The following is a 20,559-nucleotide window of genomic DNA, read 5'->3' as shown; positions in this document are numbered from 1 at the left end:
CCGAGGTTTGATGTGAACGATAATTCAATGACCCCGCAGGAGCGCCGCGCCACCTGGGGATTAGGCACCGTATTCTCCCTGCGCATGCTCGGCATGTTTATGGTATTGCCTGTGTTGACCACCTACGGCATGGCGCTCAACGGCGCCAGCGAAGCGCTGATCGGCATCGCCATCGGCATTTACGGCCTGGCGCAGGCGGTGTTTCAGATCCCGTTCGGCCTGGTGTCCGATCGCATCGGCCGCAAGCCGCTGATCGTCGGCGGCCTGCTGATCTTTGCCCTCGGCAGCGTGATCGCCGCCGTCACTGACTCTATCTGGGGCGTGATCCTCGGCCGCGCGTTGCAAGGCTCCGGCGCCATCGCCGCCGCGGTAATGGCGCTGCTCTCCGATCTGACCCGCGAGCAGAACCGCACCAAAGCGATGGCGTTTATCGGCGTCAGTTTCGGCATCACCTTCGCCATCGCCATGGTTCTGGGCCCTATCATCACTCACGCCTTGGGCTTGCACGCGCTGTTCTGGATGATCGCCGTGCTGGCGCTGGCCGGCATCGTCATCACCCTGGCGGTGGTGCCTTCCGCCGACACCCATCTGCTGAACCGCGAGTCCAGCATCGTGCGCGGCAGCTTCCGCAAAGTGCTGAGCAACTCGCGCCTGTTGAAACTCAACTTCGGCATCATGTGTCTGCACATTCTGCTGATGTCGAGCTTCGTGGCGCTGCCGCTGGCGATGGAAAAAGCCGGGCTGGCGGCCAGCGAACACTGGATCGTCTACCTGGTGACCATGCTGGTGTCGTTCGCCGCCGTGGTGCCGTTCATTATCTATGCCGAGAAATATCGCCGCATGAAGCAGGTGTTTATGGGCTGCGTGGCGGTGCTGTTCTGCGCCGAAGTGCTGCTGTGGCTCTCCGGCTCTCATCTATGGGGCATCATCGCCGGCGTGCAGCTGTTCTTTATGGCCTTCAACGTGATGGAAGCCATCCTGCCTTCGCTGATCAGCAAAGAATCGCCGGCCGGCTACAAGGGCACCGCGATGGGGGTGTACTCCACCAGCCAGTTTATCGGCGTGGCGATCGGCGGCAGCCTCGGCGGCTGGCTGTACGGTTTGCAGGGGGCAGGCTTGGTGTTTATCGCCGGCGCAGTATTGGCCGCCGTCTGGTTCCTGGTCAGCAGCACCATGAAAGAACCGCCGTATGTCAGCAGCCTGCGCATTACGCTGTCGGAACTGGCGGTGAAGGATTCAGCGCTGGAAAGCCGCCTGAAGGCGCAGCCCGGCGTGGCCGAGGCGATCGTCGTGCCGGAAGAGCGCAGCGCCTACGTCAAGGTGGATACCAAGCAGACCAATCGCGGTCAGTTGGAAGCGCTGGTCAATTCGCTGTAAAAAATCAGGGCCGGCAATGCCGGCCCCGTCGAGATTAATCGCGGAAGTTCTTGAACTGGAACGGCTGGCCCAGATCGCCGCCGCGCACCAGCGCCATCACGCTCTGCAAGTCGTCGCGTGACTTGCCGGTCACCCGCACTTCTTCGCCCTGGATCTGCGCCTGCACCTTCAGCTTGCTGTCTTTGATCAGCTTGACGATTTTCTTCGCCACGCTGGTTTCAATCCCCTGCTTCAGCTTGGCTTCCACGCTGTAGGTTTTACCGCTGTGGGTAAACTCTTCCGGGATCTCCAGCGCGGCGCCGTCGATGCTGCGCTTGCTCAGCTTTTCGCGCAGAATGTCGAGCAGCTGCTGCACCTGGAAATCAGACTCGGTGGCAACCTTGATGCTTTGATTCTTCTCGTTTAGCTCAAAGCTGGCCGGCACGTTGCGAAAATCCCAGCGGGTGCCGAGATCGCGGGTGGCGTTCTCAACGGCGTTACGCACTTCCTGCATATCAATTTCGGAAACGATGTCGAAAGATGGCATACTTCTTCCTCCTGAATGAGTGCCTAATAGCTTAGGCGATTTTGATGCCGAGCATGATAACCGCTTTGCCGCCTCAGACAAAATCTGCTGAACGCACGCAGGGATAGCGCTTCAGGCTGCCATAAAGCCTATAGTTAGATCACGGTAATTGAGCGGTATTCCCGTGTTTCCAAGGAGACTGAATGAAAATAACCATTCTTGGTTGCGGCGCGCTCGGACAACTGTGGCTCTCCCGGCTGTATCAGCAGGGCCACGATGTACAGGGATGGCTAAGAGTGCCGCAGCCTTTTTGCGCCGTTAACGTGATAGAGCCGGAAGGCGTCTCGTTTAATCGCAATTTGCCCACCAACGATCCGGAGCACCTCGCGCAAAGCGAGCTGCTGCTGGTGACGCTGAAAGCCTGGCAGGTGTCCAGCGCGGTCAGCGCGCTGTTGCCGAAGCTGAGCCCCCGCTGCGCCATCTTGCTGCTGCACAACGGCATGGGCACTCAGGAGGAGCTGCCGCCGAATGGCCAGCCCATCCTGCAGGGCACCACCACCCACGCCGCGCGCCACGAAGGCAGCACCATTATCCACGTCGCCACCGGCATCACCCACATCGGCCCCACCTCACCGGCCGCCCAGCACCTCAGCCACCTGGCGGAAGTGCTGCATCAGGCGCTGCCCGACGTCGCCTGGCACAACAACATCGCCTCGGCCAACTGGCGCAAGCTGGCGGTCAACTGCGTGATCAACCCGCTGACGGCGCTGTACGGCTGCCGCAACGGCGATCTGCAGCGCTACCCGGAGCAGATCGAAGCGCTGTGTCGTGAAGTCGCCAGCGTGATGGCCATGGAGGGTTACCACACCTCCTGCGAAGGCCTGATGCAATACGTGATGGACGTGATCCACAGCACCGCCGACAACGTTTCGTCGATGCTGCAGGATATCCGCAGCCAGCGGCATACCGAGATCGACTACATCACCGGCTACCTGCTGCGCCGCGCGCGCAGCCACGGCCTCACGCTGCCGGAGAATGCGCGGCTGTTTGAATTGATTAAACGAAAGGAAAATGAATATGAGCGTATCGGCGCTGGTCTGCCTGGCACCTGGTAGCGAAGAAACCGAAGCCGTCACCACCATCGATCTGCTGGTGCGGGCGGGCGTTAAAGTCACTACCGCCAGCGTCGCCGGCGACGGCGAGCTGACTATCGTTTGTTCACGCGGCGTCAAGCTGCTGGCCGACGCGCCGCTGGTGGCGATCGTCGATGAGCCTTTCGACGCCATCGTGCTGCCCGGCGGCCTGCAGGGGGCAGAATGCTTCCGCGACAGTCCGCTGCTGGTGGAAAAAGTGCGGCAGATGCATCTGCAGGGCCACATCGTCGCCGCCATCTGCGCGGCCCCGGCGCTGGTGTTGCAGCACCACGATCTGTTCCCGATCGGCAACATGACCGGTTTCCCGGGTTTGAAAGATCGGATACCGGCGGATAAATGGATGGAGCGCCGCGTGGTGTACGACGCGCGCGTCAACCTGCTCACCAGCCAGGGGCCGGGCACCGCGATGGAGTTTGCACTGAAGCTGATAGACCTGCTGCTCGGCAAGGCCAAAGCGGCGGAGATCGCCGCGCAGCTGGTGCTGATCCCTGGGATGTACGATTTCCGCGACTGAGCGGTTTGCCGATAAAAAAAGGGCTGAACACCGGTTCAGCCCCTCTCATTTACGCCGCTGCCCGCGTTACGGGCGATAAACCTTCACGTTGCTGAAGCCCTGCTCCAGCAGGTACAGCGCCTGCAGGCGGCTCATTACGCCGCGCTCGCAGTACAGCAGATAGGTTTTGCTCTGATCCAGATCGCCGAACTGGGTGCTCAGCTTATAGAACGGCAGCGCTTTCACTTCAACCTGTTCCAGCTGCAACGGCTTCTCTTCCTGCTCGTCGTTGGAACGGATATCCAGGATCACCTCGTCGGCGCCGAAGGCCGCGACGGTTTCCACTTCGGTCACCTGCTCCTGCGCCTGCTCGGCGATGGAGCGAATATCGACGTTCTTCGCCTCGCTCACCACCCGATCGAGAATGCTGAAATCGAAGTGGCTTTCTTCCTCTTCAATCTTGGCCTTGACGGCTTTTACCGTCGGGCTCTTCGAAATCACGCCGCAGTATTCCGGCATGGTTTTGGCGAAGTCTTCGGTGCCGATTTCACGCGCCAGTTTGATGATGTGCTCTTTATCGTGCGAGATCAGCGGACGCAGGATCAGCGTATCGGACGCATTGTCGATCAAGCGCAGGTTGGTCAGCGTCTGGCTGGACACCTGCCCCAGCGCTTCACCGGTTACCAGCGCCTGCACGCCGTAGCGTTCGGCCACTTGCGAAGCGGCGCGCACCATCATGCGCTTGAGCACCACGCCCATCTGGCCGTCGTCGACTTTCTCCAGGATCTCGCCCACCACCGGCTCGAAGTCGATGGCGACGAAGCGCACCTTGTGCGAACTGGCGAAACGGTTCCACAGATAGTGCGCCACCTGCTTCACGCCAATCTCATGCGCGGCGCCGCCCAGGTTAAAGAAGCAGAAGTGCACGCGGCAGCCGCGACGCATCAGCATATAGCTGGACACGCCCGAGTCGAAACCGCCGGAAATCAGCGACATCACATCTTCCTGAGTGCCGACCGGGTAACCACCGATGCCTTCGAGGCGGCGTTTAACCAGCATCAGCTTGTCGTCTTCGATCTCAAGGTTTACCGTGACCTGCGGGCGGGTCAGGTTAACGCGCGCGCTGTCGATATGCTGGTTCAGACCGCCGCCGACGTAGCGCTCCACGTCCTGCGAGTTGAACGCCTGTTTGCCGCGGCGCTTGACGCGCACGCAGAAGGTTTTGCCTTCCAGCTGGGCGCGGTAGGCTTCCAGCGTCTGCTCGAAGATGTGGTGGATATCGGTATAAGCGCGATCTTCCACTTCCAGAATATGGTGGATGCCGGGGATCCGCGTCAGCGCGTCGGCGATGACCGGCCGCTGGTTTTCATCTTTGGCGCGAACTTCGATATGATCCCAGTGACGGACGACCGCCAGCGTTTCATCATACTGCTTCAGGACGTTGCGAATATTGGTCGAGAGAATCTTGATAAAGCGCAAGCGCACAGATTGGCTCTTGATGGTGATTTCCGGGAACAATTTAATGATAAACTTCATGGCGGTCTTTGTTGTCAGATAAGAATTACGGCGCGGAGTATATCACCATATCGCCGTGCTCTGCGCACAAAACCACACATGAGCGCCATGATTTGCTAATCAAGATCCGCTAGGATAGGCTCTGGCGCCACGGTTCACATGATGACGTAAAAAGAAAATTATGCCGAAAAAACCAGCACAATCAGCCAGTACAGAGCAAACAGCCAGCTTTGAAAGCGCCCTCGGCGAGCTGGAAAGCATCGTGACGCGTCTGGAGTCGGGCGAACTGCCGCTGGAAGACGCGCTGAACGAATTCGAACGCGGCGTGCAGCTGGCGCGTCAAGGCCAGCAGAAACTGCAACAGGCGGAACAGCGTGTGCAGATCCTCCTTAACGACAGCGCCGACGACGCGGCGTTGGCGCCTTTCACACCGGATACCGAGTAACCGACATGTCTGAGATCGTCCCATCGGCCGCTTTTGCCGATCAACTGCAGATTTTCCGCCGGCGCGCCGATCGCGCGCTGCTGGATTTCATCGCCCCGCTGCCGTTCAACGACGGCAACATGGTGGCGGCGATGCGTCATGGCGCCTTACTGGGCGGCAAGCGCCTGCGCCCGTTCCTGGTGTATACCACCGGCCAGATGTTCGGCGTATCGCTGACCAACCTGGACGCGCCGGCGGCGGCGGTGGAATGCATTCACGCCTACTCGCTGATCCACGACGATCTGCCGGCGATGGACGATGACGATCTGCGCCGCGGCCAGCCGACCTGCCACATTAAATTCGGCGAAGCCAACGCGATCCTGGCCGGCGATGCGCTGCAAACGCTGGCGTTTTCGATCCTGGCCGATGCCGAAATGCCCGACGTGGCGCTGCGCGATCGGCTGGCGATGGTCTCCGAACTGGCGGCGGCCAGCGGCGTCGCTGGCATGTGCGGCGGCCAATCGCTGGATCTGGAGGCCGAAGGCAAGCGCGTCGATCTGCAGGCGCTGGAGCAGATCCACCGCCACAAAACCGGTGCGCTGATCCGCGCCGCGGTGCGTCTGGGCGCGCTGAGCGCCGGCGAAGCAGGACGAGCGGCGCTGCCGCAGTTGGATCGTTACGCCGCTGCGGTCGGCCTGGCGTTCCAGGTGCAGGATGACATTTTGGACGTTGTCGGCGAGACTGAAAAGATCGGCAAGCGCCAGGGAGCGGACCAACAACACGGAAAGAGTACCTACCCGGCGTTACTCGGGCTTGACAGCGCGAAAGCAAAAGCGTGGGATCTCTATCAGGAAGCATTAGCTGCATTAGACACTTTGGCAGCGCAATCTTATAACACAGCGCCATTGCGAGCGTTAGCCAGCTTCATTATTGAACGCGACAATTAACGTGTGACGTTAACTCCTCTGATATGAGTATCGAATGAGTCTTGATATAGCCAAATACCCAACCCTGGCGCTAGCGGAAAACCCCGAGGAACTCCGCTCACTGCCCAAAGAGAGCTTGCCGAAGCTGTGCGATGAGCTGCGGCAATATCTGCTGAACAGCGTCAGTCGCTCCAGCGGCCACTTTGCCTCCGGGCTGGGTACCGTCGAACTGACGGTGGCGTTGCATTTCGTCTACAACACGCCGTTCGATCATCTGGTGTGGGACGTCGGCCACCAGGCCTACCCGCACAAAATCCTGACCGGCCGCCGCGACCGGATCGCCACTATCCGGCAAAAGAACGGGTTGCACCCCTTCCCGTGGCGCGCCGAAAGCGAATACGACGTGCTGTCGGTCGGCCATTCGTCAACCTCGATCAGCGCCGGCCTCGGCATGGCGGTGGCGGCAGAGCGTGAAGGCAAAGGCCGCCGCACGGTGTGCGTGATCGGCGATGGCGCCATCACCGCCGGCATGGCGTTCGAAGCGATGAACCACGCCGGCGACATCAATCCGGACATGCTGGTGGTGCTGAACGACAACGAGATGTCGATCTCGGAAAACGTCGGCGCGCTGAACAACCATCTGGCACAGCTGCTGTCTGGCAAGCTTTACTCCACCCTGCGCGAAGGCGGCAAAAAAGTGCTGGCCGGCGTGCCGCCGATCAAGGAGCTGGTGAAACGCACCGAAGAGCACCTGAAAGGCATGGTGGTGCCGGGTACGCTGTTCGAAGAGCTGGGCTTCAACTACATCGGCCCGGTAGACGGGCACGACGTACAAGGCCTGGTCGCCACGTTGAAAAACATGCGCGATCTGAAAGGCCCGCAGCTGTTGCACATCATGACCAAGAAAGGCCGCGGTTACGCGCCGGCGGAGAAGGATCCGATCAGCTTCCACGCGGTGCCGAAGTTCGATCCCGCCAGCGGCACGCTGCCGAAAAGCGCCGGCGGTCTGCCGACCTATTCGAAAATCTTCGGCGACTGGCTGTGTGAAACCGCCGCCAAAGACAGCTCACTGATGGCGATCACGCCGGCGATGCGCGAAGGTTCCGGCATGGTGCAGTTCTCGCGCGACTATCCGCAGCAATATTTCGATGTGGCGATCGCCGAGCAGCACGCGGTCACCTTCGCCGCCGGGCTGGCGATCGGCGGCTACAAGCCGGTGGTGGCGATCTATTCCACCTTCCTGCAACGCGCCTACGATCAGCTGATCCATGACGTGGCGATCCAAAACCTGCCGGTGATGTTCGCCATCGATCGCGGCGGCATCGTCGGCGCCGACGGCCAGACCCACCAGGGGGCGTTCGATCTGTCGTTCATGCGCTGCATCCCGACCATGGTGATCATGACGCCAAGCGACGAAAACGAATGCCGCCAGATGCTATATACCGGCTATCACTACAACGACGGCCCGAGCGCCGTGCGCTATCCGCGCGGCACCGGCACCGGCGCTGTGCTGGAGCCGCTCAGCCTGCTGCCGATCGGCAAAGGCGTGGTGCGCCGCCAGGGGGAAAAGATCGCCATTCTCAACTTCGGCACCCTGCTGCCGGAGGCCGCTGCGGCGGCGGAAGCGCTCAACGCCACGCTGGTCGACATGCGCTTCGTCAAACCGCTGGACGAGCAGCTGGTGCTCGAACTGGCCGCCAGCCATGAAACGCTGGTCACGCTGGAAGAGAACGCCATCATGGGCGGCGCCGGCAGCGGCGTTAACGAACTGCTGATGGCCAAACGCCGTCCGGTGCCGGTGCTGAACCTCGGCCTGCCGGACAGCTTCGTCTCACAGGGCACCCAGGAAGAACTGCGCGCCGATCTGGGACTGGACGCCGCCGGCATTCAGCGTCAAATCGAAACCTGGCTGGCGCAGTAATTCGCCACTCGCGCCTGATAAAACGCCTCCGCCTTCGGGGGCGTTTTCATTTCCGCCCTCCGGGATCCACGCTACAGTTACTGTCTGAGCTGTGAATGGGAGGCAAGCATGAAATATCTCAAACTGGGCAACACCGATCTGAACGTCTCGCGCATCTGCCTGGGTTGCATGACCTACGGCGAACCGAGCCGCGGCAATCACGCCTGGACGCTGCCGGAAGAAAGCAGCCGCCCACTGTTGAAACAGGCGCTGGAAGCCGGCATCAACTTTTTCGACACCGCCAACAGCTATTCCGACGGCAGCAGCGAGGAGATCCTCGGCCGGGCGCTGCGCGACTATGCACGCCGCGAGGAGGTGGTGATCGCCACCAAGGTTTATTTCCCGCTGAGCAACCTGGAGCGCGGTTTGTCGCGCGCCAAGATCATGCAGTCCATCGACGACAGCCTGCGCCGTCTCGGCACCGACTATGTCGATTTGCTGCAAATCCATCGCTGGGATTACGAAACGCCGCTGGAAGAGACGCTGGAAGCGCTGCACGACGTGGTGAAAGCCGGTAAGGCGCGTTACATCGGCGCCTCTTCCATGTACGCCTGGCAGTTCGCCAAGGCGCTGTATACCGCCGATCTGCACGGCTGGACGCGCTTCGTCAGCATGCAGGATCAATACAACCTGATCCAGCGCGAAGAAGAGCGCGAGATGCACCCGCTGTGCGCCGCCGAAGGCATCGCCGTACTGCCGTGGAGCCCGCTGGCGCGCGGCCGCCTGACCCGCCCCTGGGGCGAAACCACCGCCCGCCTGGTCTCGGACCAGTTCGGCAAGAGCCTGTACGATGAAACCGAAGGCATCGACGCCATTATCGCCGAGCGCGTCGCCAGCCTGGCGGAGGAACGCGGCGTGCCACGCGCGCAGATCGCGCTGGCCTGGCTGCTGAACAAGCCGGCGGTCAGCGCGCCGATCGTTGGCGCGTCACGCAGCGAGCAGTTGGACGACGCCATTGCCGCGGTCGATTTGAGTTTGTCGCCGCAAGAGGTGGCGGAGTTGGAAACGGCTTACGTGCCGCATCGGGTGACGGGATTTGAATAAGAAAAGCGGGCGCGAAGAACCGCGCCCGGCTGTCAGAACAGCCCGATCGGCCAGTGGTGCCCAATCAGGTAGATGATGCCCGCAGACAGCACGCCGGCGATGATATCGTCGACCATGATGCCCATGCCGCCATGCACGTTGCGGTCAAACCAGCGGATCGGCCACGGCTTCCACATATCCAGAATGCGAAAGATGACGAAACCGGCGGCGACCCAGCGCCAATCGTTGACCGGCAGCGCCATCAGCGTGATCCACATGCCGACGAACTCATCCCAGACGATGCTGCCGTGATCGTGCACCTTCATGTCTTTTGCCGTGCGGTGGCAAATATAGACGCCGATGCAAATGCTGAACATCACCGTCAGCGAGTAGAGCTGCCACGGCAGTTGGATCAGCAGCAGCCAGAACGGGATCGCCGCCAGCGATCCCATGGTGCCCGGCATCACCGGTGACAAACCGCTGCCGAAACCGGTGGCCAGCAGGTGCCACGGATTGCTCATCCGCAGCCGACGCTTGGCTTCATCCATGGGTGCCCGGCTCCGCGTTGAAATGATCGAACCCGGCCCAGTCCAGCACCACCGCCTCATCGTTGCGGTAATAGCGAATGCCTTCAGACAGCGGGCCAATCTGGCCGATACAGGTGTAATCGGCCCCGAGGTGGCTCAGCGCCACGTCCAGCGCGCCGCGGTTGATCTCCGGCACGGTGAAGCACAGCTCGTAGTCTTCGCCGCCCGCCAGCGCCCAACGCAGCGCCTGTTCGGCATCAGCATGGCTGCTCAGCGCCTGCGACATCGGCAGCTCGTCCAGCACGATGCGCGCGCCGCAGTCGCTGGCCTTCAGGATGTGCTTCAGATCGGAAATCAGGCCGTCGGAAAGATCGATTGCCGAGCTGGCCAGATCGCGCAGCGCCTGCCCCTGCAGCACCCGCGGCTGCGGACGCAGATGGCGAGCGACCAGATAATCGCGCGCCGCGCTATCCGTCACCGCCAGGCGATCCTGCAGGATCGCCAAACCGGCGGCGCTGTCGCCCAGCGTGCCGGTCACATAGATCCAGTCGCCGATGCGCGCGCCGCTGCGGCTCAACGCCCGGCCGGCCGGGATCAGCCCCTGAATGGTCAAGGTCATGCTCAGCGGGCCGCGCGTGGTATCGCCGCCGATCAGCTGCATGCCGTAATAATTGAGTTGATCGAACAGGCTGTCGCTGAACGCCTTCAGCCAGGGTTCGTTCACCTCCGGCAGCGTCAGGGCCAGCGAGAGCCACGCCGGATCGGCGCCCATCGCCGCCAGATCGCTCAGATTGACCGCCAGCGCTTTATACCCGAGATCGGCCGGATCGATGTCCGGCAGGAAGTGAATGCCCGCGACCAACGTATCGGTACTGACGGCCACCAGCTGTTTTTCCGGCACTGCCAGCAGTGCGCAGTCATCTCCAATGCCCAACTGTACATCCCGGCGCACGCGCTTAAACCGGTCAAAATAGCGGGCAATGAGGTCAAATTCGCCGCATGCCATATCGATATTCCACTAGAAGAAATTAAGGCCGGGAATGCCGGCCTTAATGTTTTTACTTTTTCTTGCGAAGGGTTGGCGCCACTTTATCCAGCACCCCGTTCACAAACTTGTGGCTGTCTTCCGCGCCGAAGGTTTTCGCCAGCTCGATCGCTTCGTTGATCGCCACCTTGTAAGGGACATCCTCGCGCATTTTCAGTTCAAACAGCGCGACGCGCAGCACCGCGCGTTCCACCTGGCCCAGCTCTTCGAGCTGACGCGACAGGTAAGGCGCCATCAGTTCGTCCAGCATACCTGCATTCACTGCCGCGCCGGACAGCAACTCGCGAAAATAGGCGACGTCAACATCTTTGACATCCTGCTCCGTCAGGAACTGGTGTTCAACATCGGCAAGGTCGTTTTTAGACAACTGCCAAGAGTAAAGAGCTTGAACAGCGCACTCACGAGCGCGGCGACGAGCAGCAGGTTTCACGGAATTCCCCTTAACTAAATTCAGGCTTTAATAGCTTTGATAACATTAATCATTTCAAGTGCGGTCAACGCGGCTTCAGCGCCCTTGTTGCCCGCTTTGGTGCCGGCGCGTTCGATCGCTTGTTCGATGCTTTCGGTGGTCAGCACGCCAAAGGCAACCGGGATTTCGGCATTCATCGCAACGTTGCCGATGCCGGAGCTGGCTTCGCCCGCCACATATTCGAAGTGCGCGGTGCCCCCACGGATAACGGTGCCCAGCGCGATAACCGCGTCGTATTTGCCGGTTTTGGCCAATACGCTCGCCGTCAGCGGCAGCTCGTAAGCGCCCGGGACCCAGACAACGGTGATGTTGTCGTCAGCAACCTGACCAATGCGTTTCAGCGCGTCGATGGCGCCTTCCAGCAGGCTGTCGTTGATGAAATTGTTAAAACGTGCAATTGCGATCGCCACACGGGCATTTGGAGTAGCAACAACACCTTCGATAACTTTCATGGGCTTTCCTTAAAAATGGGTTCAATACCCCGCAGGGGGGCGGATTCTATCATATTCTTTCATCGCCTGCGCGGCGCTTTTGTAAAACCGGCGCGCGGGCGCGAGATTCAGTGTTTCGCCCGCAGGCGCAAACGCAGATCGGAGCCAACCTGGCGCACGTCGCTAAAGACGAATTCCGGTGCGTCGGCCAGACGCTCAAGGCCCGGCAAATGACACAGGCCGCGGCCATTATCGCCCAACAGTTTTGGCGCGATGTACAAAATGAGCTCATCCACCAGGCCGGCCTGCAGCAGCGCGCCGGCCAGCGTCGCCCCCGCCTCCACCCAGATTGAATTCACCTGGCGCTTGGCCAACAGCATCATCATCACCACCAGATCGACGCCGCCACCGTGCGCCGGGCAGATAAACTGCTCAACGTCTTGCGGCCAGGCCTGTTCATCCGCCTGCAGCCGCGCCAGCCAGGTAGCGCCCGGCTGCTGCACCACGCGGTGCTGTGGGGTGATGCGATTTTGGCTGTCGAGCAGGATACGCAGCGGCTGACGCAGATTTTCGCGCGGATAGAGGCGCTGGGTCTCGGCATCCAGCTCATCCCAACGCACCGTCAGCGACGGATCGTCCGCCAGCACGGTGGCGCTGGTGCTGAGAATGGCGGCGCTCTGCGCACGCAGCCGCTGCACGTCCTGACGCGCTTCGGGTGAGGTGATCCACTGGCTTTCGCCGGAGGCCATCGCCGTGCGGCCGTCCAGCGACGCGCCCAGCTTCAGTTGCACATAGGGAAAACCGGTGCGCATGCGTTTGAGGAAGCCCAGGTTGACCGCTTCGGCCTCGGCCAGCATCAGGCCATGACGTACTTCGACGCCGGCTTGCTGCAGCTTGTACAAGCCGCGCCCCGCCACCTGAGGATTGGGATCTTGCATCGCCGCGACCACCCGTGTCACGCCGGCGGCCACCAGCGCATCGGCGCAGGGAGGCGTGCGGCCGTGATGGCTGCACGGCTCGAGCGTCACATAGGCGGTGGCGCCGCGCGCCTTGTCGCCCGCCATGCGCAGCGCGTGCACTTCCGCGTGCGGCTCGCCGGCGCGCAGATGATAGCCTTCACCGACAATTTCGCCGTCGCGCACGATAACGCAGCCGACGTTCGGATTGGGCGCGGTGGTGAAACGCCCCAGCCGCGCCAGCTCGAAGGCGCGCGCCATGTAAAATTCGTCGTGATGCATGAAAGATCCTTTAGTCTTGCAGGCGGGCAATCTCTTCGCCGAACTCGCGCACGTCTTCGAAGCTGCGGTACACCGACGCGAAGCGAATGTAGGCGACCTTATCCAGCTTTTTCAGCGCGTCCATCACCAGATTGCCGACTAACTTGGTCGGCACTTCGCGTTCGCCGGTGGCGCGCAGTTGGGATTTGATATGGTTAAGGGCGTTTTCCACGTCGTCCGAGCTGACCGGGCGCTTTTCCAGTGCTTTCAGCATGCCGCGACGCAGTTTGTCTTCGTTGAACGGCTCGCGCACCTCATCGCTTTTAATCACTCGCGGCATCACCAGCTCGGCCACCTCGAAGGTGGTGAAGCGTTCATTGCATACCAGACACTGGCGACGACGGCGTACTTGCGAACCGTCCCCCACCAGGCGGGAATCAATGACTTTGGTATCAACGGCGGCGCAGAAAGGGCAATGCATAACACGTCCTGATAAACGTTTTTTATAGATAAATGCAGTTTAACCCGAAGTGAAGCCACAACAAAGGGCGTCGGCCATTTGTTGCGATAAGCGGCGGGCAGGCGGCGCCGATATGACTTTCACCGCCATGCGGGCTAAGCTTGATAGCAGGAGATTCAGCATAGGAAATCGCCGTCATGACAACCCGTTATCCCAAAATCGCCCTGCTCGCCGCCGCCGTGTTGCTCACTGGCTGCGCGCACAACGCCGCCGTGCCTCAGCTGCGCCATCAGGTCGCCGCACTGAACCAAAAAGTGAGCGTATTGACCGATCAGGCCACCGCGCTGGAGCGGCAAAACCAGCTCAATCAGCACTCCGACAACGGCGTCTACCTGCTGCCGGCGGCGCGGAGCGCCGCCCGTTTGCAAAGCGGCATCGGCGAACTGAGCGTTTCGCTGAGCCACATCAAGAGCGAAGCCAACGGTGCCCAGGCGCAGCTGCATGTGCGCATCCTCTCACAGGCCACGCTGCCGCCGTTTAAAGCGGTGGTGGAATGGGGCCAACTGGACGCGGCCACCGGCCGGCCGCTGACCGCCGAGGCGCTGTCGCAACCGATCGCCAGCGCCGACTCGCTGCTGCCGAAACCCGGGCAGGACTTCGAGCTGCGCTTCAGCGGCCTGACGCCGGAACAGCTGGGCTATATCCGTCTGCACAGCCTGGTAGCCACCGCCCAGCCGGCGGTGGTGCAGCAACACTGAAATCCGAGGCAAAAAAAAGGAGCGCCGATAGGCGCTCCTTCTCATTTCGCTGAATACTGCGGCGGTTAAGGCAGAATCGAAGGCTGATCCGCGCCCTCTTTTTCCACTTTTTGCTGCAGCATGTGTTCGCGTTTCATCCCCAGCTTCAACGCCAGCGCGGACGCGACGTAGATAGAGGAAACGGTACCGATCGACACGCCGATCAGCATCGCCAGCGAGAAGCCTTGCAGCATCGCGCCACCGAAGATGTACAACATCAGCACCACCATCAGGGTGGTCCCGGAAGTCATCAGCGTACGGCTCAGCGTCTGGGTCAACGACACGTTCATGATCTCGTAAGGCGTACCGCGGCGGATCTTGCGGAAGTTCTCACGAATACGGTCGGAGACCACGATGCTGTCGTTCAGCGAGTAACCGATAACCGACATCAGGGACGCGACGATGGTCAGGTCAATCTCGATGTGGAACAGCGACAGCACGCCCAGCGTGATGATCACGTCGTGCGCCAGCGCGATAACCGCCCCCAGCGCCAGGCGCCATTCGAAGCGGAAGCCGACGTAGATCAGGATACAGATCAACGCCACCAGCAGCGCCATGCCGCCGGTTTGCGCCAGCTCGCTGCCCACGCTCGGGCCGACGAACTCAATGCGCTTCACGGTGGCGTTTTTATCCACCGAGTCGTTGATCACGCCGATCACCTTATTGCCCAGTTCCTGGCCTGCGGTGCCGGTCGCCGGTGGCATGCGCACCATCACGTCGCGGCTGCTGCCGAAGTTCTGGATAATCGGATCCTGGAACCCGGCCTTCTCCAGCGTATCGCGCATCAGGTCGAGGTTAGCCGGCTTCTCCAGGTTGATTTCAATCACCGTACCGCCGGTGAAATCCAGACCCCAGTTAAAGCCGCGCACCGACATGGTGGCGATCGACGCGACCAACAGCACCAACGAGATGCCGAAAGCCACGTAGTCCCAGCGCATAAAGTCGTAGACTTTACGGCCGTAGTTGAGTTGCTCAACAGTATAATCCTGTGCCACAACGCACTCCTCAGATAGACAGCTTGTTAATGCGTTTGCCGCCGTAAAGCAGGTTGACGATGGCACGGGTACCGACAATCGCGGTGAACATGGACGTCGCCACACCGATAGCGGTGGTGATCGCAAAGCCCTTGATCGAACCGGTGCCGACTGCGTACAGGATGACCGCGGTGATCAGGGTGGTGATGTTGGCGTCGACGATACTGGAGAACGCGCCTTTATAGCCCTCATGGATCGCCTGCTGAACGGACCGGCCATTCTTCAGCTCTTCCTTGATACGTTCGTTAATCAGTACGTTGGCGTCGACCGTCACCGCCAGCGTCAACACGATCCCGGCAATGCCCGGCATGGTCAGCGTCGCCCCCGGCAACAGGGACATCACGCCGACGATCAACACCAGGTTGGCGACCAGCGCCGTGGTGGCGATCACGCCGAACTTACGGTACCAGACCACCATGAAGACGATGGACGCCACCAGGCCCCACAGACAGGCTTCCAGACCTTGGGTGATGTTCTGCTGACCCAGGGTTGGACCGATGGTGCGCTCTTCAACGATCTGAATCGGCGCAATCAGCGCCCCCGCACGCAGCAGCAGCGAAAGCTGACGCGCTTCGTTCGGGTTGCCGATGCCGGTGATGCGGAAGCTGTTGCCCAGACGCGACTGAATGTTCGCCACGTTGATCACTTCTTCCTGTTTCACCAGCACCGCACGGCCGTTGGCGTCTTTCTTGCCGCTGTCCTTGTACTCCACGAACAGGGTCGCCATCGGTTTGCCGATGTTGTCCTTGGTGAAGTTGGACATCGACGTGCCGCCGGCGCTGTCCAACGAGATGTTAACCTGCGGCTGGTTGTATTCGTCGGTGCTCGAGGTAGAGTCGGTGATGTGGTCACCGGTCAGGATCACGCGCTTGTACAGCACGATCGGCTGGCCGTCGCGGGTGTATTTCACCTCGGAATCGCCCGGCACGCGGCCGTTGGCCGCCGCAGTGGCGTCCGCATTGGTGTTCACCAGACGGAATTCCAGCGTCGCGGTGGCGCCCAGAATTTCTTTGGCGCGTGCGGTGTCCTGAATGCCCGGCAACTCAACCACGATGCGGTCGGATCCCTGGCGCTGCACCAGCGGTTCGGCGACGCCGAGCTGGTTGACGCGGTTACGCAGGATAGTGATGTTCTGCTGTACGGCGTATTCGCGCGCTTCGCTCAGACGGGCGTCCGTCAGGCTGGCTTTCATGGTGTTGGCGCCATTGGCGGACAGCACCAGATCGCGCTGACGCGGGCCGATATAGCTGATGGCCTGGTCACGGGCCGCATCGTCGCGGAAGCGAACTTCCACGCCGTTGTTGTCCAGCTTGCGGATAGACGCGTAAGGAATGCCCTTCTCGCGCAGCTCGCTGCGCAGGGTATCCATGGTCTGTTCCTGCAGCTTGCTCAACGCGGTGTCCATGTCCACTTCCATCAGGAAGTGCACGCCGCCGCGCAGGTCCAGACCGAGTTTCATCGGCTCTGCGCCCAGCATGGCCAGCCAGGTCGGCGTAGCCGGCGCCAGGTTCAGCGCCACGACGAATTTGTCACCCAGCTCGGTCACCAGCGCTTCGCGGGCGCGCAGCTGAACGTCAGGATCTTTAAAGCGAGCCAGGATGGCGCCATTTTCCAGCGCAATCGACTTGCTCGCGATGTTGTCTTTTTCTAATACGGTACGGACCTGGTCCAGCGTAGTTTCACTGGCGGCGACGCCGCGCGCGCCAGTGATTTGTACGGCCGGATCCTCACCGTAGATGTTGGGAAGCGCATAAAGCAGACCGACGAGGATCACGACGATCAACATCAGATACTTCCACAAAGGATAACGGTTTAGCACGGCAATTCCCTTCGGGAAAAAAGATTACAGGGCCTTCATGGTACCTTTCGGCAGAACGGCCGCCACGAAGTCACGCTTGATCATCACTTCCGTGGTGTCGTTCAGCGCGATGGCGATGATGCCGGTGTCGGCCACTTTGGTCACGCGACCGATCAGGCCGCCGGTGGTCAGCACTTCGTCGCCCTTACCGATGGAGTCCATCAGCTTCTTGTGATCTTTCGCGCGCTTCTGCTGTGGGCGCAGGATCATGAAGTAGAAGATCAGGCCGAACACCACCAGCATAATGATCAGAGAGTACGGGCTTCCCTGAGCCGGAGCCCCTGCGGATGCGACGGCGTCAGAAATGAAAAAGCTCATTGAAATTCCCTCATTAAGTTATCAATTATTAGATCAAGCGTTTAAAGGCGGAATCGGCTTGCCGATCCGACCATAGAAATCCGCAACAAACTGCTCTAATTTACCCTCTTCGATAGCCTGGCGTAAACCCGCCATCAGGCGCTGGTAGTGACGCAGGTTATGAATTGTGTTCAGTCGAGCACCCAATATTTCGTTGCAACGGTCGAGATGGTGCAAGTAGGCGCGGCTGTAATGGCGACACGTGTAGCAATCACAGTCTTTATCCAGCGGAGAAGTATCATCCTTGTGCTTGGCATTACGGATTTTTACCACACCGTCAGTCACGAACAAATGGCCGTTGCGGGCGTTGCGGGTCGGCATGACGCAGTCGAACATGTCGATGCCGCGGCGCACGCCTTCCACCAAATCTTCCGGCTTGCCGACGCCCATCAAATAGCGTGGCTTATCTTCCGGAATTTGCGGGCAAACGTGTTCAAGAATGCGATGCATATCCTCTTTCGGCTCGCCTACAGCCAAGCCGCCCACAGCGTACCCATCAAAGCCGATATCCACCAGCCCTTTTACTGAAACATCACGTAAATCTTCGTAAACGCCGCCCTGAATGATGCCGAACAGCGCATTTTTATTTTCCAGCTCGTCGAAACGCTGGCGGCTGCGCTGCGCCCAACGCAGCGACATTTCCATCGAACGCTTGGCGTAGTCCCAGTCGGCCGGGTACGGCGTACATTCATCGAAGATCATCACGATGTCGGAACCCAGGTCATACTGGATTTCCATCGATTTTTCCGGGCTCAGGAACACCTTGTCGCCGTTGATCGGGTTGCGGAAGTACACGCCTTCCTCTTTGATCTTGCGCATCGCCCCCAGGCTGAACACCTGGAAACCGCCGGAGTCGGTGAGGATCGGGCCCGGCCACTGCATGAAATCGTGCAGATCGCCGTGCAGCTTCATGATCTCCTGGCCAGGGCGCAGCCACAGGTGGAAGGTGTTGCCCAGCAGGATCTGCGCGCCGGTCTCTTTCACTTCTTCCGGCGTCATGCCCTTGACCGTGCCGTAGGTACCGACCGGCATAAAGGCCGGGGTTTCCACTACGCCGCGGTCGAAAATCAGGCGGCCGCGGCGTGCGCGGCCATCGGTAGTTTGTAGTTCGTACTTCACAAAGCCTCCAGCATCAGAGAAACAGTCTGATGTCGTTGAAACGGGGCCGCGCCGTGGGCGCAGCCCGGGAAATTAACCGCCGACGGACTCGTTTTCCGCCTGCGGATTACGGCTGATGAACATCGCATCGCCGTAGCTGAAAAAGCGATACTGCTCAGCCACCGCCTGCTGATAGGCGTTCATGGTATTTTTGTAGCCGGCGAAAGCCGACACCAGCATGATCAGGGTGGACTCCGGCAGGTGGAAGTTGGTCACCAGCGCGTCGATCACCTGATAGTGGTAACCCGGATAGATAAAGATGCTGGTGTCGCCGAAGAACGGCGCAATCAGCGCCTCTTTGCTGGCCGCCGCGGCGCTTTCCAGCGAACGCACCGAGGTGGTGCCCACTGCCACCACGCGCTTGCCGCGCGCTTTGCAGGCCAGCACCGCATCGACCACGTCCTGCGGCACTTCGGCGTATTCGGCGTGCATCACGTGATCTTCGATGGTTTCCACGCGCACCGGCTGGAAGGTGCCGGCGCCGACGTGCAGCGTTACGAACGCCATTTCAACGCCCTTGGCGCGCAGCGCCGCCAGCAGCGGTTCGTCGAAGTGCAGACCGGCGGTCGGCGCGGCGACCGCGCCCGGCTTCTCGCTGTAGACCGTCTGATACAGTTCGCGGTCGGCGTCCTCATCCGGGCGAGCGATATAAGGCGGCAGCGGCATATGGCCGGCCGCGTTGAGAAGGGTGAAGACATCGCGTTCGTCGTTGAAGCGCAGCTCGAACAGCGTCTCGTGGCGCGCCACCATGGTGGCGGCGATGCTCTCGTCATCCCCCAGCAGCAGCTCGGCGCCCGGCTTGGGCGCTTTCGACGCGCGCACGTGCGCCAGCACGCGATGGTCGTCCAGCACGCGCTCCACCAGCACTTCAATCTTGCCGCCGCTGACCTTGCGGCCGAACATGCGCGCCGGGATCACGCGGGTATTGTTGAACACCAGCAGGTCGCCGGCTTCCAGCTTGTCCAGCAGATCGGTGAATACGCCGTGCGTCAGCGCCCCGCTCGGCCCGTCCAGCTGCAGCAGGCGGCATGCGCTGCGCTCGGCCTGGGGATAGTGGGCAATCAGGGATTCGGGAAGTTCAAACGAAAAATCAGCGACGCGCATGGGTATTCACTTCTTCAATTTAAGGCTGGTTGGTAAAAAACAGGCGGCCTAGTCTAAAGCCGGGGGCGGTCAGCGGCAAGAAATAAGGAGGATTTGCCTGACTTCGGGTATAGTTGAGGGATGAATTTTCTCGCTCATCTTCACTTGGCCATGCTGGCGGACAGCTCGCTGCTGGGCAACCTGCTGGCCGATTTCGTGCGCGGCAACCCCGCAGCCGACTACCAGCCCGACGTGGTGGCCGGCATCATGATGCACCGCCGCGTCGACGTGCTGACCGACAGCCTGCCGCAGGTGAAAGCCTGCCGCGACTATTTCAGCGCCCCCTACCGCCGCGTAGCGCCAATTACCCTCGACGTGGTGTGGGACCATTTTCTGGCGCGCCACTGGCAGCAGTTGGAGCCTTCACGCGACCTGCACCAGTTTACCCAGGAAGCCCGCAGCCAGATCGAACCTTACCTGCCGCTCACGCCGCCGCGTTTTCAGAACCTGAACGGCTATCTGTGGCCGGAACGCTGGCTGGAACGCTACGCCGAATTGCCGTTCATCGCCCGGGTATTGCAGGGCATGGCCAGCCGCCGTCCGCGCCTCGATGCCCTGGCCGGCTCATTCGCCGACGTCGAGCGGCATTATCATCAGCTTGAAACACAATTCTGGCAGTTTTATCCGCAAATGATGCAGCAGGCGAAGGAAAAAACGCTGTGAGGTCAAGCCCAAGCGTTTGAAAT

Annotated in this window: 22 protein-coding genes; 9 read left to right on the top strand and 13 right to left on the bottom strand. The window is 60.8% G+C overall.

The features are described from left to right. The first annotated feature begins 12 nt into the window (after nt 1–12). Nucleotides 13–1,377 (top strand): MFS transporter, encoded by a 1,365-nt coding sequence (locus ACJ8IP_RS10510; protein ID WP_033651085.1) that lies wholly within the window; start codon nt 13–15, stop codon nt 1,375–1,377. A gap of 34 nt (nt 1,378–1,411) precedes the next feature. On the opposite strand, the gene ACJ8IP_RS10505 is transcribed toward ACJ8IP_RS10510, so the two are convergent. Continuing rightward, nucleotides 1,412–1,903, bottom strand: coding sequence for a YajQ family cyclic di-GMP-binding protein (locus tag ACJ8IP_RS10505; protein ID WP_004940373.1), 492 nt, complete (start codon nt 1,901–1,903; stop codon nt 1,412–1,414). Nucleotides 1,904–2,085: 182 nt separating this feature from the next. Between ACJ8IP_RS10505 and panE the strand changes: the two genes are divergently transcribed. After that, nucleotides 2,086–2,997 (top strand): 2-dehydropantoate 2-reductase, encoded by a 912-nt coding sequence (panE, locus tag ACJ8IP_RS10500; protein WP_033642065.1) that lies wholly within the window; start codon nt 2,086–2,088, stop codon nt 2,995–2,997. Next, nucleotides 2,960–3,550 (top strand): protein deglycase YajL, encoded by a 591-nt coding sequence (yajL, locus tag ACJ8IP_RS10495; RefSeq protein ID WP_033642064.1) that lies wholly within the window; start codon nt 2,960–2,962, stop codon nt 3,548–3,550. Before panE ends, yajL begins: the two co-directional genes overlap by 38 nt. A 66-nt stretch (nt 3,551–3,616) precedes the next feature. Here yajL and thiI read toward each other — a convergent pair whose 3' ends face one another. Beyond that, nucleotides 3,617–5,065 carry a tRNA uracil 4-sulfurtransferase ThiI gene (thiI, locus tag ACJ8IP_RS10490; RefSeq protein ID WP_033642063.1) on the bottom strand — a complete coding sequence of 483 codons (1,449 nt, stop codon included), beginning with the start codon at nt 5,063–5,065 and terminating at the stop codon, nt 3,617–3,619. Between the two features lie 160 nt (nt 5,066–5,225). Between thiI and xseB the strand changes: the two genes are divergently transcribed. From xseB to ACJ8IP_RS10470, 4 genes are all read left to right on the top strand, one after another. Continuing rightward, nucleotides 5,226–5,489 carry an exodeoxyribonuclease VII small subunit gene (gene xseB / locus ACJ8IP_RS10485; RefSeq protein WP_033642062.1) on the top strand — a complete coding sequence of 88 codons (264 nt, stop codon included), beginning with the start codon at nt 5,226–5,228 and terminating at the stop codon, nt 5,487–5,489. A 5-nt stretch (nt 5,490–5,494) separates the two neighbouring features. Beyond that, nucleotides 5,495–6,415 carry a (2E,6E)-farnesyl diphosphate synthase gene (ispA, locus tag ACJ8IP_RS10480; RefSeq protein ID WP_033651083.1) on the top strand — a complete coding sequence of 307 codons (921 nt, stop codon included), beginning with the start codon at nt 5,495–5,497 and terminating at the stop codon, nt 6,413–6,415. A gap of 34 nt (nt 6,416–6,449) precedes the next feature. Beyond that, nucleotides 6,450–8,315: a 1-deoxy-D-xylulose-5-phosphate synthase gene (dxs, locus tag ACJ8IP_RS10475; RefSeq protein WP_033651082.1), complete on the top strand. Its 1,866-nt coding sequence runs from the start codon at nt 6,450–6,452 to the stop codon at nt 8,313–8,315. Nucleotides 8,316–8,423: 108 nt separating this feature from the next. After that, the gene (locus ACJ8IP_RS10470) at nt 8,424–9,398 is read left to right on the top strand and encodes an aldo/keto reductase (protein ID WP_033642059.1); all 975 of its coding nucleotides are present in this window, start codon (nt 8,424–8,426) and stop codon (nt 9,396–9,398) included. A gap of 32 nt (nt 9,399–9,430) precedes the next feature. Here ACJ8IP_RS10470 and pgpA read toward each other — a convergent pair whose 3' ends face one another. The 6 genes from pgpA to nrdR all read right to left on the bottom strand — a co-directional run bounded on the left by pgpA (nt 9,431) and on the right by nrdR (nt 13,547). Then, nucleotides 9,431–9,925 carry a phosphatidylglycerophosphatase A gene (gene pgpA, locus ACJ8IP_RS10465; RefSeq protein ID WP_033634010.1) on the bottom strand — a complete coding sequence of 165 codons (495 nt, stop codon included), beginning with the start codon at nt 9,923–9,925 and terminating at the stop codon, nt 9,431–9,433. Beyond that, nucleotides 9,918–10,910 carry a thiamine-phosphate kinase gene (gene thiL / locus ACJ8IP_RS10460; protein ID WP_033642058.1) on the bottom strand — a complete coding sequence of 331 codons (993 nt, stop codon included), beginning with the start codon at nt 10,908–10,910 and terminating at the stop codon, nt 9,918–9,920. Before thiL ends, pgpA begins: the two co-directional genes overlap by 8 nt. A 52-nt stretch (nt 10,911–10,962) precedes the next feature. Then, nucleotides 10,963–11,379 carry a transcription antitermination factor NusB gene (gene nusB / locus ACJ8IP_RS10455; RefSeq protein ID WP_004940384.1) on the bottom strand — a complete coding sequence of 139 codons (417 nt, stop codon included), beginning with the start codon at nt 11,377–11,379 and terminating at the stop codon, nt 10,963–10,965. Nucleotides 11,380–11,399: 20 nt separating this feature from the next. Next, the gene (gene ribH / locus ACJ8IP_RS10450; RefSeq protein ID WP_004940385.1) at nt 11,400–11,870 is read right to left on the bottom strand and encodes a 6,7-dimethyl-8-ribityllumazine synthase; all 471 of its coding nucleotides are present in this window, start codon (nt 11,868–11,870) and stop codon (nt 11,400–11,402) included. 107 nt (nt 11,871–11,977) lie between these two features. Then, a complete protein-coding gene (ribD, locus tag ACJ8IP_RS10445; protein WP_102948085.1) occupies nt 11,978–13,087 on the bottom strand; it encodes a bifunctional diaminohydroxyphosphoribosylaminopyrimidine deaminase/5-amino-6-(5-phosphoribosylamino)uracil reductase RibD in 1,110 nt (369 codons plus the stop codon). Nucleotides 13,088–13,097: 10 nt separating this feature from the next. Continuing rightward, nucleotides 13,098–13,547, bottom strand: coding sequence for a transcriptional regulator NrdR (gene nrdR, locus ACJ8IP_RS10440; protein WP_004940387.1), 450 nt, complete (start codon nt 13,545–13,547; stop codon nt 13,098–13,100). A gap of 176 nt (nt 13,548–13,723) precedes the next feature. Between nrdR and ACJ8IP_RS10435 the strand changes: the two genes are divergently transcribed. Then, the gene (locus ACJ8IP_RS10435; protein WP_033651081.1) at nt 13,724–14,284 is read left to right on the top strand and encodes a DUF3251 domain-containing protein; all 561 of its coding nucleotides are present in this window, start codon (nt 13,724–13,726) and stop codon (nt 14,282–14,284) included. 65 nt (nt 14,285–14,349) lie between these two features. Here ACJ8IP_RS10435 and secF read toward each other — a convergent pair whose 3' ends face one another. The 5 genes from secF to queA all read right to left on the bottom strand — a co-directional run bounded on the left by secF (nt 14,350) and on the right by queA (nt 19,834). Continuing rightward, entirely contained in the window at nt 14,350–15,318 is a 969-nt protein-coding gene (secF, locus tag ACJ8IP_RS10430) for a protein translocase subunit SecF (protein ID WP_019454209.1), read from the bottom strand. 10 nt (nt 15,319–15,328) lie between these two features. Then, nucleotides 15,329–17,176, bottom strand: coding sequence for a protein translocase subunit SecD (secD, locus tag ACJ8IP_RS10425; protein WP_442524394.1), 1,848 nt, complete (start codon nt 17,174–17,176; stop codon nt 15,329–15,331). 24 nt (nt 17,177–17,200) lie between these two features. Then, nucleotides 17,201–17,533 (bottom strand): preprotein translocase subunit YajC, encoded by a 333-nt coding sequence (gene yajC / locus ACJ8IP_RS10420; RefSeq protein ID WP_004940391.1) that lies wholly within the window; start codon nt 17,531–17,533, stop codon nt 17,201–17,203. Nucleotides 17,534–17,566: 33 nt separating this feature from the next. Then, nucleotides 17,567–18,691: a tRNA guanosine(34) transglycosylase Tgt gene (gene tgt / locus ACJ8IP_RS10415; protein ID WP_016928877.1), complete on the bottom strand. Its 1,125-nt coding sequence runs from the start codon at nt 18,689–18,691 to the stop codon at nt 17,567–17,569. Between the two features lie 72 nt (nt 18,692–18,763). Then, on the bottom strand, nt 18,764–19,834 hold the full coding sequence (gene queA / locus ACJ8IP_RS10410) for a tRNA preQ1(34) S-adenosylmethionine ribosyltransferase-isomerase QueA (RefSeq protein WP_033642054.1): 1,071 nt from the start codon (nt 19,832–19,834) through the stop codon (nt 18,764–18,766). Between the two features lie 120 nt (nt 19,835–19,954). On the opposite strand from queA, the gene ACJ8IP_RS10405 reads away from it, so the two are divergent. Continuing rightward, entirely contained in the window at nt 19,955–20,536 is a 582-nt protein-coding gene (locus ACJ8IP_RS10405) for an ACP phosphodiesterase (protein WP_025301748.1), read from the top strand. The last annotated feature ends 23 nt before the right edge of the window (nt 20,537–20,559 follow it).

This window comes from Serratia sp. CY52157 (genome assembly GCF_052168495.1).
Taxonomy (GTDB): Bacteria; Pseudomonadota; Gammaproteobacteria; order Enterobacterales; family Enterobacteriaceae; genus Serratia; species Serratia ureilytica.
This window is presented reverse-complemented; position numbering and strand designations above follow the sequence as displayed.